Below are 12,506 nucleotides of genomic sequence, written 5' to 3' on the forward strand. Positions count from 1 at the left end.
GGAAAACGTCACCCACAGACGTTTGGAGGAGGCATGTCCCAGATGGAGAAGAAAGAACGGCCGGTGACCTCTGTTACCGACAAGGAAGCGCTCGAATTTCACGCGATGGGTCGGCCAGGCAAGCTGGAGATCAACCCGACCAAGCCGATGGCGACACAGCGCGACCTCTCGCTTGCCTATTCTCCCGGCGTCGCGGTGCCCGTCAAAGCCATCGCCACCGATCCTGCCACTGCCTACGACTATACGACCCGCGGCAATATGGTCGCCGTCATCTCCAACGGAACCGCCATCCTTGGCCTCGGCAATCTCGGAGCATTGGCTTCCAAGCCGGTCATGGAAGGCAAATCGGTTCTCTTCAAGCGTTTCGCTGATGTCGATTCCATCGACCTCGAGGTAGACACCGAAAATATTGACGAATTCATCAATTGCGTGCGCTTCCTCGGCCCGTCCTTCGGCGGCATCAATCTGGAAGACATCAAGGCGCCGGACTGTTTCGTCATCGAAAGCCGCCTGCGCGAGCTGATGGATATTCCTGTATTCCATGACGATCAGCACGGCACGGCAATCATCGCTGCCGCCGGCCTCATCAATGCGCTGGAACTGACCGGGCGTGATCTCAAGACCACCAAACTCGTCTGCAACGGTGCGGGTGCTGCCGCCATCGCCTGCGTCGAGCTCATCAAGTCGATGGGCTTTGCGCCGGAAAATATCATCCTCTGTGATACCAAGGGCGTCATCTATCAGGGCCGCACCGAAGGCATGAACCAGTGGAAGTCGGCGCATGCGGCAAAGACCGATACCCGCACGCTGGAAGAAGCCATGCAGGGCGCCGATGTGGTTTTCGGCCTGTCGCAGAAGGGTGCCTTCTCCGAGGAGATGATCCGCTCCATGGCCGACCGGCCGATCATCTTCGCCATGGCCAATCCCGATCCGGAAATCACGCCGGAAGAAGTCGCCCGTATCCGTGATGACGCCATCATGGCGACCGGCCGTTCGGACTATCCGAACCAGGTCAACAATGTGCTGGGCTTCCCCTATATCTTCCGCGGCGCCCTCGACGTCCGCGCTTCGACCATCAACGATGCAATGAAGATTGCCGCTGTAAACGCACTCGCCAGCCTCGCCCGTGAAGATGTGCCCGACGATGTTGCGGCTGCCTATCAGGGCAATCGTCCGCGTTTCGGCGCGCAATATATCATTCCGGTTCCCTTCGATCCGCGCCTGATCTCAGCTATTCCGGCCGCCGTTGCCGAGGCGGCGATCGAAAGCGGCGTCGCCCGCAAGATCATCACCGACATGGCTGGCTACAAGCGAGAGCTGTCGGCCCGTCGCGATCCGATCGCCTCTACGCTCGCCAGCCTTTATGAGCGTGTGCGCCGTCACCCGAAGCGGGTGGTTTTCGCCGAGGCCGAAGAGGAGCAGGTGCTGCGCGCCGCCATGTCATACGCCAATCAGCAGCTTGGCACAGCCATACTGCTCGGTCGCGAGGACCTGATCCATGCAACGGCCGAACGCGCTGGCATCGACCTCAATCGCCCCGGCCTCGAGATCGTCAACGCTCGTATCTCGACCCGTGTCGAGGCCTATATTGACTATCTCTATGCCCGCCTTCAGCGCAAAGGCTACCTGCACCGCGATGCGCAGCGCCTGATCCATAATGACCGCAACCATTTCGCGGCCACTATGGTGGCGCTTGGCGATGCCGATGGCATGGTGACGGGCATCACCCGCAACTATTCGACGGCACTCGAAGATGTGCGCCGCTGCATCGACCATAAGCCGGGCCATCGCGTGATCGGTGTGTCGATCGCGCTTTGCCGCGGCCGCACGGTCTTCGTTGCCGACACTGCGGTCCACGACATGCCGACGGCAGAGGAGCTTGCTGATATTGCCGAGGAGGCCGCAGGTCTGGCGCGCCGCATGGGCTACCAGCCGCGCGTCGCGTTGCTTGCCTATTCCACCTTCGGCCATCCCTCGGGGGAGCGTTCCGAGCGTGTCCGCGAAGCAGTAAAGATCCTCGACAAGCGTCGCGTCGATTTCGAGTATGATGGCGAAATGGCCGCCGATGTTGCCCTGAACCGCAAGGTGATGGAGCAATATCCCTTCTGCCGCCTCTCCGGCCCGGCCAACGTCCTCGTGATGCCGGCATTCCACTCGGCATCGATCTCGACCAAGATGCTGCAGGAACTCGGCGGCTCGACAGTCATTGGCCCTATCCTCGTCGGCTTAGACAAGGCGGTGCAGATCACCTCGATGGGCGCCAAGGACAGCGATATCGTCAACATGGCTGCCATCGCGGCCTATGCTGCCGGCTCCTGATAGATAAAAGAGGCCGGATCACTGTGGTCCGGCCGCACGCAGCCTAGCCCGCGAAGGCGATCAGGTTTCCATCTGGATCGCATACGATGAATGTTCTGGCGCCCCAGGGCTCCAGCCTCAGCGGCTGATGAAACGGCACGCCATTTGCGGTGTATTCGAGAAAAAGCGCCTTCACATCATCAAGTGTGATCGTTGCCGACAGGATATCCCTCTCGCGCTGACGAAGTTCAGGATGGAAGGCAGGCATGTCGACGTGGCGAAGATTGAGCCTGGCTGCATCGCGAACGACTTGCGCATAAAAGGGCGGTTCGCCGTAGGTAAAGGCGATCGTGAAGCCGAGTTTCTGTGAGTAGAAATCGCAGGCGGCCTGGATATCGTCCACAAAAAGCTGTGGCTGAGCGTCAAGCAATGTCGGTTGGCAAGCGGATTTCTGTTGGTCGGTTGCACTCATCTCCGTGAGCCCTTTTTTCAGCGCCTCCCAGCTTTCAAATCCCTCCTGTGCGGCCACCAGTTCCTGTGCATCCGCAAGCTTGAACTCAAGCTCGAGGATTTGCCGGTCATTGAGATGGCGGTAGCGGGCAAGCCAATGGCGAATCTCTGCGGCGACAGGATAATAACGATCCTGATGCCAGCGCTTGAATTGCTTGGCTTTCTTCCGGAGATTTTCGAGGTTCGGCATGGCGCAAGGTTTGATCTTGTAGGCGGGCATAGCCCAGCCGGCACCATTGCCGATGCGCCCTACTGAAAACGCCGAACAAGAATGGATGCATGAGACATCGCCGTCAAGCGATGGCCGTCAGCTTGCGAAGCGACCTGCGTCTGCACCGTAATAATTGAGATACCGGTCCGAAATGCTCGATATCGGTAGCACGATCAGTACGTCGGTCGTATTGAACGCCTGATCGACGACCGCGCTGGAACCAACCATCGCGCCGAGGCGCAGGTAACCCTTGATGAGCGGCGGCAAGGCCATCAGCGCCTTTTTCGGATTGACGCCTTCAGCCGGCATCAGGTCCATGTCGCGCGCGAGATGCGGCAGGGCGCCAACGGCCCATTCGTTCTTGGCGAGCACGCTGTGATAGAGGAAGGAGAGTGCCAGCGCATGGCTTTCCGGGTGAACGCCTGGGAAGGAGGCGCAGCCGAACATGGCGCTCATGCCGTGCTTCAGCGCATAGGCCCAATTGCCCTGCCAGAGCAGTTCCACCGTACGCTTGGTACGGTACTCCGGCAGCACGCAGGAGCGGCCGAGTTCCATGAAGCGCTTGTCGGGATGACGGGCAATGAGCTCGTCGATCGCAAATTCCGAAGCCGAGTAAAAACCGCCATTGGCCATGGCGACATCCTGTCTCAGCAGGCGGTAGGTCCCGACGATCTGGTCTTCAGCGTCTCCCTCGATCGAGCGGTCGAGAACGAGAAGATGATCGCAGAAGGCATCGTAGGCATCGAAGTCCCGCTCGCGGCGCATGGCGTCTGCCGGCAGCTGGGCCTTCATTTCCTCGACGAAAACGCGGTAACGCACAGCCTGCGCGGCATCGATTTCACGCGCGCTGCGGGCAAGGCGAGTCTCCAGATTGCCGATACGACCGAGAACATCGTCTTCCTTCGGGGCGGCAGCCGTCGACGGCCGAGCGGCCTCGGCAACAGCGTCACAATTAAGGATGTCAACAGACATGGCGATTCTCCCGTCTCCGGCCTACCACACGCCATAAAACACTTATGTACGACAGGAAAGTGACATATCGAATTTGTGCACGCAAGAAACGTGCCGATTTCCCCACCTTCAGCGCGCCTCAGCCCGGCGTGCCGAAAGCGCAACAACCGCCTGTACTTCGGTCAACAGCCTGACTGGATCCACCGGTTTCACCATGACGCGATTGGCGCCGTTGAGCAAGACCTGTCGCCGCGATTCGTCACTCTTGTCGGCAGTCAGGACGATGACCGGTACGGGCTGAAGATCGAGCCGTCGTTCGTGTCCGCGCAGGCGTCCGAGCATGTCGATGCCATTGCCGCCGGGCATGGAGAGATCGCTGATGATGATATCGGGCCTGTCGTCACCCAGTGCATAATCGAGCAGGGTTTCGAAATCATCCACGTGCCTGACGGAATGGCCGCCTTTTTCCAGCATGACGCGCACCAGCATGGCGTTGATCGGATCGTCCTCGCCGAGGAGAACGGAAAGACCGCCGCCCATCGCCGTGCGTTCAGCAATGGATGGGCCGAGCCCGGGCTGGTTGTCGTTCAGCGCATCGCGCTTTTCCATGCCGCGCATGCGTCCGCGCAGCACATCGATCAGCGACTGCTCGCGCAGCGGCCGGATCAGCCACGCATCGAAGAGGTCGAGCGAATAGGAGTTGCGCTCTTCCGGATTGACGAGCAGCACCTTGCGCAGGCCGAGTGCCGCGATCTCCGTGCGATCGGCGATGTGCAGCGAGAAATCGTCAGACATGCGGTGATCGACGATAATATCGGTCGGTCGCTCGCCGCTGCGGGCTAGCGACAGCAGACTTTCGCGCGCCGCCTCGCCGCCGGCGACCAGGTGGCAGCGTCCGCCAAGCGTCGTGATTGTTTCGGCGATCGCCGTGCGTGCTGCGCCCGCCGGAGCGAGCAGCACGATGCTGTTTCCCGCCAGCAATGCATTCCGGGTGGCTGTATCCTCTTCCGAAAATTCGACAGGAAAGCGGATGGTGAACTGGCTGCCCTTGCCCCTCTCGCTCGCAACTGTCAGCGAACCGTCGAATTCGCGCATGATACGGGCGGAGATTGCAAGGCCGAGGCCCGTGCCGTTGCTCTTCTGGGCAAGCGAACCGCCCTGTTCGAATTCCCCAAATATGCGCGCCTGCTCCTCCGCCGTCATGCCGGGCCCGGTATCGGTCACCGATATCACCAGCTCGCCGGCAGCCCGGGAGACGCGGATGAAGACACCGCCGGCCTGGGTGAACTTGACGGCATTGCCGATGACATTGAAGAGCACCTGCCGCAGTCGCGCCGGATCGAAGTTCATCAGCTCCGGTACATCGGAGGAAACTGTCGCGCCGATCTCGATACCCTTCTCATGGGCGCGATGGGCGAGCATCTCGACAACGCTTTCGACCAGCTTGCGCAGGGATTCCGAGCGCGGATGAAGTTGGAAGCGGCCGACCTCGATGGTGGAAAAGTCGAGCAAATCCTCAACCAGCTGCGTCAGCGCCTGACCGGACTGGCGGATACTGGTGAGGTAGTTCTGCTGTTCCTGCGTGAGCTTCGTTTCTGCGATCAGATGCGCCATGCCGAGAATGCCTGACAGAGGCGTGCGGATTTCGTGACTGACCGTGGCAAGCAGCCGCGATTTGGCGGCGCTGTTATATTCGGCCTTCTGCCGAGCCTCCTCACGGCTTTCGGCGGCAAGCCGCTCTTCGGTCACGTCGCGCGCGATGCTCTGCAGAAGCAGGCGTCCATTTGCCGGATCGCGGGTCACCACATCTTGCCAGAGAAAGATGCGCTGGCCGGTCGATGTCGAGATTTCGACATCATAGCGGTGCGGCTGAGGGCCGGGGCGGAAGGCAAGGCCGATCTCCTCGCAAGTCTGGCCTTGGGGTTTGGCGCGCCCGGTCAGCCGGCGGAACGTCTCATTGGCGCCGATGATGCGGCGGTCCATCGTCCGGGTGACGACGATGTCGCCGAGCACGTCATGGACCTCACCGAGCAGGCCGGTTGTATCGACACGTTCAGATATATCCGGGCTTCGCCCGCCGGGCCTGGCTCCGTTCTTCAAAAGCGTGGCAAGATAGCCTGCAATCGCGGCGATCAGGACAAGGCCGAGGCCTGCAACGAGTGGCCCGCCCCAGTGAGAAAGCAACAGCAGCAGGATCGCCGAAATGAGACCTGCTCCGCCGAGCCAGTAAAAGAGCAGAGGATACAGAGAGCGCAGGGGAGGCGGCGACGATAATTCACCCGCCGCCCGGCCTCGGTAGGCCCTGACGGCGGTACCGCCGAATGCGGCGGACAATCGGTCCTGTAACTGCGCCAGACTTTGCATGCAGTCCAGCTAACATATTGCCCGTTCCGAATGTTTTCAGGAATCCGCTAAAAATTTAATGATCCGTCTTTTTCGGCTTCTGCAGCATCTCATCGACAATGACGCAGCCTGCGCCAACGGTGATAAAACTGTCGGCGAGATTGAACACGGCGAAGGACCAGGTTTCCGTGTGGAAGAGGATGTAGTCGATCACATGGCCATAGGCGAAACGGTCGATGAGATTGCCGATCGCTCCTGCAATGATCAGCGCGTAACCGAGATGCGCCAGCCAGCGGTCCTTGGCCGTGCGATGCCAGAGATAAAGAACGAAAGCGACGATGATCAGGCGCATGCCGACGATGAACCAGCCATCCATGCCTGATAGCATCGAGAAGGCGACGCCCAGATTGTAAGTGCGGTAGAGCGCCAGCATCGGAATGACGGGCACGGCCTCCTGCAGCGGAAGATAATGGTCGACGGCGATCTTGACGATCTGGTCGAGGATGACGGCGATCACGATGAAGATCAGGATCGGCAGCGGTCGTGAAAAGAGCGCCGGGCGTGCGGTCGCAAGATCGGTCATTTGCCCTCGGATAGTGAGAGGAGATGGCGGCGTGCCTCGAAAAGCATGACGGCAGTGGCAACGCCGAGATTGAGGGAATCGGCGCGGCCCTGCTGCGGAATGCGGGCAAGCGCGTCCGCTTCCCTGGCAAGCTGGTCCGGCAGGCCGGATTGTTCGTTACCCATCAGAAGCACGATCGGCTTCTTCTTGTAATCGATCGTGCGATAGTCGACCGAGCCGGCAAGATGGGTCGCGACGACGGAAACGCCCGCCTGCTTCTTCCAGGTGATGAATTCCTCCGCAGTTGCATGCGCGACCTGAACGGCAAAGACCGAGCCCATGGTGGCCCGCACCGTTTCCAGCGAGAAAGGATCGGTCGTTTCGCCGACAAGAATGACGCCGGAGGCGCCGGCCGCGTCAGCCGTCCGGATGATCGTTCCAAGATTGCCGGGATCGCGCACGCGGTCGAGCGCCACCCACGTCTCTCCATCCTTCGGCCGGATATCCCTGAGCTTTGCCCAGCGCGTTTCGAAAATGCCGACCACCATTTGCGGATTGTCGCGACGCGTGATCGAGGAGATCACCTTCTCGCTGACTTCGAGCACCAGACCGCCGGACGCAACGGTCTTTGCCGCCATCTGCTCGACCAGCGGCTTGCCCTTGGCTGCCTTGGCATAGACGAGCGTGCGGATTGTCCAGCCGAGCTCGATCGCGTCGATGACGAGCTTCAGCCCTTCAGCCATGAAGGTGCCGCTCTCTTCACGCGACTTCTTGTTCGTCAGCGCCTTGATGTCTTTAATGATCGGATTGGCAAGCGAGGTAACTTCCTTCACCTGCCCAACCCTGCGGGGGCCGCGATCGTGGAATTCGTTCATTTCGGCACCCAGCGGGAAAAGAGGGAAGTGGAGAGCGCCCGACCCGGCGTCTTGCCGTCGAGGCCTGCCTCGCGGATGACGAGTTCGCCGGATTCGACCACGCCGCCGGCCCCGCGCATTGTCTCGCGCATCAATTCGTGGATCGAATAGAAGCTCGCCCGGATCGAATAGGCGGTCAGCACCAGGCCGACGGCTCTAGGCGATAGGATCTCGCGGCAGATATCCAGCATCAGCGGCAGGTGTTCGAAGAGATGCCAGACCTCGCCGTTCGGCCCGCGGCCGAATTTCGGCGGGTCGGTGAGAATGATGTCGTATTGGCTGCCGCGGCGCTCTTCGCGCAGGATGAATTTCATGGCGTCCTCGCAGATCCAGCGGATCGGCAATTTCTCCATGCGTCCCAGCGCCTGGTTTTCGCGGGCCCAGCCGATCGCCTTCTTCGACGCGTCCACATGCGTGACCTCCGCACCGGCGGCGGCGGCGACCAGTGAGGCGACGCCGGTATAACCGAAGAGGTTCAGCACCTTCAGAGGTCGCCCAGCCCGTTCCACCTGTTCTTTCATCCAGCTCCAGTGCACGATCTGCTCGGGAAAAACGCCGACGTGCCGGAAGGAGGTGAAGCGACCGAAGAAATCGACGCCGAGCAGGTTGAGGGGCCAGGTCTCGCCATGCGCCTCCTTCGGAAAACGCCAGCGGCCGGTGCCTTCCTCATCCGTATCGCCGGTGAAGACAGCGTCGACCTTCTCCCAGGCATGGGCGGGCAGCGTTGGCTGCCACAGTGCCTGTCCCTCAGGGCGCACGATACGGTAGGGGCCGTACTGCTCCAGCTTTTGACCGTTGCCGCTGTCGATCAGATGGAAATCGCCGGCGCCCGTCGAATCGAGGATGACGGGGACGCGTTCAGCCGGCCGCTCGCCATTGCGCACCATGAGCGGGCGGTCGATTGCTGCCGGAATGGCTGCCGGTGGGCGCTGTTCGCGCTGAGGTGCAGGTTTTGCGGCCGTCTTCTCCGGCATTGCAGGTCGCGCATCGGTGCGGCGTCCGCCCGAAGGGCCTGCCGACGTCTTCGCGCCGGGCCGGCGTTCTCTCTGTTTCAACGTGGTCTTCCGCGTCCAAAAATCAATTGAGCCAGTGCAAATAGCATCCTGTCCGACCTTGGCAAAGCGCTTTCCCGTTATGATATGGTTCGCTCATGGAAATGGGGAATTGCTGATGGAACTGATCGGGGAGGAACGCATCGCCGCGCCGCGGGATGTCGTATGGGCGGCCATGAACGATCCCGATATCATCAGGCAATGCATTCCCGGCTGCCAGAGCGTCGAAAAGCTGTCGCCCACACAATTCCTGGCAACGGTCAAAGTCGGTTTCGGACTGTTTTCCGTTACGTTCAACGGCGAGATCAGGCTTTCGAATGTCAATGTTCCGCGCAGTTACACCATCGCCGCGGAAGGGCGGGGCGGGATTGCCGGCTTTGCAAGAGGCGAAGCCGATGTGACCCTGGTGGACGAGGGCCTGCATACCTTGCTGTGTTATAAGGCGGACGGTGATACGGGTGGCCGGGTCGCCGAACTCGGCGGCAGGCTGATCCGCACCACGCTGGAAAAGCTCGCGCGACGCTTCTGGGGCAGCTTCAACGCGGCCGTCGTCGAAAAGGCTGCAGGCTAGACACCATGCACAATCCCTTCCAAGCAGGATCGATGACCTGGAAAATCCGACCGAACCGTCCCGAAGATGCGATGCAGCTCGCTGAGATCTACCTCTCCGTCCGACGCCGAACCTTCACATGGGTGGACCCCGGCAAATTTCATCGGGAGGATTTTGCCGCCCATACCAACGGCGAAATGATCTCCGTCTGCGAGGGACCCGCTGGGAAGATAGCTGGCTTCATATCGATCTGGGCGGCGGATGATTTCATCCACATGCTCTACATACTGCCCGAATTCCAGGGCAAAGGCGCGGGAACTGCCTTGCTGCAATCGCTTCCCGCCTGGCCCGAGCACAGGTATCGGCTGAAATGCCTGGTCAACAACAGCAGGGCCAAAGCCTTCTATCTGGCGCATGGCTTTCAGGTCACCGGCAGGGGCGCTTCGACGGAAGGCGACTATGAAGAACTGAGTTTCATTCCCGCCACGACGGGATAGCTGCAATCATCGCGAGGGTAACTGTCCGGCGATTTCCTCCGCCCGCGTTTTGTGGCGGCCAGCTTCGCCTTGCCAGCGGATTGCTTCCTTGGCTTCGACGCGTGCGCGCTTGCGATGTTTGCCCTGATTGAACCAGGTCGCAGCAGAACCCACCAGCATGCCAATGATGAAGGCGATCAGCAGGAAGACGAAGAAAGGCGCGGCGAGGGAAAGAACCTGATCTTCCGGGCGAAACGGATTGAAGGCAAGCGTCACATTCTGTCGGTTGGCGACGCAGAAGATGATCAGGATGACGCCGAGTGGCAGCAAAATCAAAAGGTTGATGATCTTCTTGGTCATATGGTTCTCCGCGCCGGTCTTCCAAAGGCAAGCTTCATGGACGCCAGAATAGAAGGGCGGCGGCGAAGTTCAAGTGTGGCTTGATGCGCGATGCCGAGGATCAATCCTCTTCGTCGGCCTGTCCGGGGTTCAGGCGCTCGCGCAGTTCCTTGCCGGTCTTGAAGAAGGGGACCCACTTCTCTTCGACGAATACCGTATCGCCGGTGCGCGGGTTGCGGCCGGAGCGGGATGGGCGGTTCTTGACCGAAAATGCGCCGAAGCCGCGCAGTTCGACGCGGTTGCCGGCAGCAAGCGCATCCGTGATCTCGTCGAGGACCGCATTGACGATATTTTCAACATCGCGGTGGTAGAGATGCGGATTGCGTGCCGCAACGATCTGCACCAGTTCGGACTTGATCACGATTGCCCCCTTAAATTATTGATTTCTTATTCAATCCTGGCCAACCTGCCAAACTGAAAGCAGCCCGTCAAGGAGCAACTTTGGGGGTAGGATGCCGTTCATATCCTGACCTTTGACCAGATCACCATAACCAAAGATCGTAATCAATCGCGAAACAGCTCCAGCGAGCAAAAAGGGCGTGTTGCTCTTCTTGTCCCAGTCGACGACCGGGAGCTTGTCGCTAACGTTTCGGGAGGTCAGATAGGCCTTGATTTCCGCTTCTCCACCGACGGCGTCGATGAGCTTCACCTTGAGCGCCTGGCGGCCCGTATAGATCGTGCCGTCAGCCAGTTTGAGCACCTCGTCATGCGGCAATTTGCGCCTGTCGGCAACAAGGTTGACGAACCAGTCGTAGCTGTCGAGAACCATGTTGCGGATCATGGCCTTGGCTTCTTCACTCGTGTCGTGGAACGGCGACGGCTCGGCCTTGAGCGGCGAAGATTTGATCTCCTGCAGCGAGACGCCGAGCTTGTCGAGCAGTGGCTGGATCTGCGGGTATTGGAAGATGACCCCGATCGAGCCGGTGATCGAGCTTTCGCCGGCGATGATCGTATCGCCGGCCGTTGCAATCATGTAGCCGGCGGAAGCTGCGAGCGTCCTGACGTCGGAGACGACGGGCTTCTTCTCCGCAATCGCCCGGATCGCCTTGAAGATCTTTTCGCCGCCATAGGTCGTGCCGCCGGGCGAGGAGATCGAGACCACGACTGCCTTGACTTGATCATTATCCTTGATCTTTTTCAGTCGCTCGAGCAGTTCGTCATCATCGGTGATGAGGCCGGAGATCGTCACATGGGCGATATGCGGCCGCGCCGTGCTACTTTCGCTGAAGGCAAAATTATAAAGCGCGAAGCCCAGCGCAACGAGCAGCACGACCGCAGCAAGGCGCCAGAAACCAAGCCTGCGGCGCAGCAGCCGGCGGTCTGCGATGATCGAGCTGTCCATTCCAACCTCCAGAAACGAAACCCAACAGCGGTTTCCGCCGCTGGGAAATAAGGCGCAAGCCCCTTCGAGAAAATGCCCGGAAACCTGCTATTTTCGGTTTAGTTGCTTGTTGCAGAAAAAAATCCATATTGGCAAGCCAATGTAATAATGCGAAACGAACTGTGATTGGCGCCCGGTATTGCTATATAAGCGGCACGATCATCACACACGGACCAGGCATATGCTCGATACCCTCAGGAATAACGGGAAGCCCGCATACGCAGGGCCAAAGGACAGCGCCTATGGCGTTGCCCGGTTTCATTCCGTACGTGTCCGCCGCCTGAAATTTTTGCTCCCGGTCGCAGCTCTCGTCGTTTCCCTCATCTTCATTGCCGTCTCTGTGATCCGCACTTACCTGCCTGAAACCATCAAGATCGAGGGCGCCAAGATCGAGAACGGCAAAGTCGTGATGGAAAAGCCGGCCATTGCCGGTCGTAACTCCGACGGCATCAATTATTCGATGCTGGCCGAACGCGCGCTGCAGGATATTCGCAATCCCGACTTCATCACGCTGGAGACGATCAAGGCGGCCGTGCCGATGAATGACGGCCTGATGGCTCGCGTGACGGCGGCGACCGCGGATTTCAACCGCGCCACCGACAACCTGCATATGACCGCACCGTTCACCCTTGTCCTGAGCAGCGGTCTCGTTGCGAATTTTCAGTCCGCCCACCTTGATATCAAGGGCGGAAACTTGACGACGGACGACCCCGTCAGAATTACCAAGGACAACGCTTCGATTGTTGCGCAGACCCTCAATATAACCGATAAGGGGCGCGTGATCACATTCGAGGGGAATGTTCGCATGAATGTTGAATCATCCGCTATCCACAAACAGGGTACCTAAAGAGCCGGGTCA

13 protein-coding genes are annotated in these 12,506 nt (G+C 59.9%); 4 read left to right on the forward strand and 9 right to left on the reverse strand.

The window, feature by feature from the left end; translation table 11 throughout:
- Positions 1 to 33 precede the first annotated feature (33 nt).
- Positions 34 to 2,319 (forward strand): NADP-dependent malic enzyme, encoded by a 2,286-nt coding sequence (locus tag FHT93_RS12695; RefSeq protein WP_112541807.1) that lies wholly within the window; start codon positions 34 to 36, stop codon positions 2,317 to 2,319.
- A 43-nt stretch (positions 2,320 to 2,362) separates the two neighbouring features.
- On the opposite strand, the gene FHT93_RS12700 is transcribed toward FHT93_RS12695, so the two are convergent.
- From FHT93_RS12700 to FHT93_RS12725, 6 genes are all read right to left on the reverse strand, one after another.
- The gene (locus FHT93_RS12700) at positions 2,363 to 2,998 is read right to left on the reverse strand and encodes a VOC family protein (RefSeq protein ID WP_112541999.1); all 636 of its coding nucleotides are present in this window, start codon (positions 2,996 to 2,998) and stop codon (positions 2,363 to 2,365) included.
- A 117-nt stretch (positions 2,999 to 3,115) separates the two neighbouring features.
- Entirely contained in the window at positions 3,116 to 3,991 is an 876-nt protein-coding gene (locus tag FHT93_RS12705) for a GNAT family N-acetyltransferase (RefSeq protein ID WP_112541806.1), read from the reverse strand.
- A 108-nt stretch (positions 3,992 to 4,099) separates the two neighbouring features.
- Complete coding sequence (locus FHT93_RS12710) at positions 4,100 to 6,334, reverse strand: ATP-binding protein (RefSeq protein ID WP_183847850.1); 2,235 nt, start codon at positions 6,332 to 6,334, stop codon at positions 4,100 to 4,102.
- Between the two features lie 55 nt (positions 6,335 to 6,389).
- Positions 6,390 to 6,896, reverse strand: a complete 507-nt coding sequence (lspA, locus tag FHT93_RS12715) for a signal peptidase II (RefSeq protein WP_029869030.1) — start codon at positions 6,894 to 6,896, stop codon at positions 6,390 to 6,392.
- The gene (locus FHT93_RS12720; RefSeq protein WP_183847851.1) at positions 6,893 to 7,750 is read right to left on the reverse strand and encodes an RNA methyltransferase; all 858 of its coding nucleotides are present in this window, start codon (positions 7,748 to 7,750) and stop codon (positions 6,893 to 6,895) included. The genes lspA and FHT93_RS12720 overlap by 4 nt, the downstream gene beginning before the upstream one ends.
- Entirely contained in the window at positions 7,747 to 8,844 is a 1,098-nt protein-coding gene (locus FHT93_RS12725) for a class I SAM-dependent methyltransferase (RefSeq protein ID WP_113114713.1), read from the reverse strand. The genes FHT93_RS12720 and FHT93_RS12725 overlap by 4 nt, the downstream gene beginning before the upstream one ends.
- A gap of 115 nt (positions 8,845 to 8,959) precedes the next feature.
- On the opposite strand from FHT93_RS12725, the gene FHT93_RS12730 reads away from it, so the two are divergent.
- On the forward strand, positions 8,960 to 9,412 hold the full coding sequence (locus tag FHT93_RS12730) for a carbon monoxide dehydrogenase subunit G (RefSeq protein ID WP_113013084.1): 453 nt from the start codon (positions 8,960 to 8,962) through the stop codon (positions 9,410 to 9,412).
- Positions 9,413 to 9,444: 32 nt separating this feature from the next.
- Positions 9,445 to 9,888, forward strand: a complete 444-nt coding sequence (locus FHT93_RS12735) for a GNAT family N-acetyltransferase (protein ID WP_113013083.1) — start codon at positions 9,445 to 9,447, stop codon at positions 9,886 to 9,888.
- Between the two features lie 6 nt (positions 9,889 to 9,894).
- Here the strand turns inward: FHT93_RS12735 and FHT93_RS12740 are convergent, their stop codons facing one another.
- The 3 genes from FHT93_RS12740 to sppA form a co-directional block, all read right to left on the reverse strand.
- The gene (locus FHT93_RS12740; RefSeq protein WP_029869035.1) at positions 9,895 to 10,227 is read right to left on the reverse strand and encodes a LapA family protein; all 333 of its coding nucleotides are present in this window, start codon (positions 10,225 to 10,227) and stop codon (positions 9,895 to 9,897) included.
- Between the two features lie 100 nt (positions 10,228 to 10,327).
- The gene (locus FHT93_RS12745; protein WP_003544934.1) at positions 10,328 to 10,627 is read right to left on the reverse strand and encodes an integration host factor subunit beta; all 300 of its coding nucleotides are present in this window, start codon (positions 10,625 to 10,627) and stop codon (positions 10,328 to 10,330) included.
- A gap of 30 nt (positions 10,628 to 10,657) precedes the next feature.
- Positions 10,658 to 11,608: a signal peptide peptidase SppA gene (gene sppA, locus FHT93_RS12750; protein WP_113207058.1), complete on the reverse strand. Its 951-nt coding sequence runs from the start codon at positions 11,606 to 11,608 to the stop codon at positions 10,658 to 10,660.
- Positions 11,609 to 11,828: 220 nt separating this feature from the next.
- On the opposite strand from sppA, the gene lptC reads away from it, so the two are divergent.
- A complete protein-coding gene (lptC, locus tag FHT93_RS12755) occupies positions 11,829 to 12,494 on the forward strand; it encodes an LPS export ABC transporter periplasmic protein LptC (RefSeq protein ID WP_029868953.1) in 666 nt (221 codons plus the stop codon).
- Positions 12,495 to 12,506 lie beyond the last annotated feature (12 nt).

Origin of the sequence: Rhizobium sp. BK379 (assembly GCF_014193955.1) — a bacterium.
Taxonomy (GTDB): Bacteria; Pseudomonadota; Alphaproteobacteria; order Rhizobiales; family Rhizobiaceae; genus Rhizobium.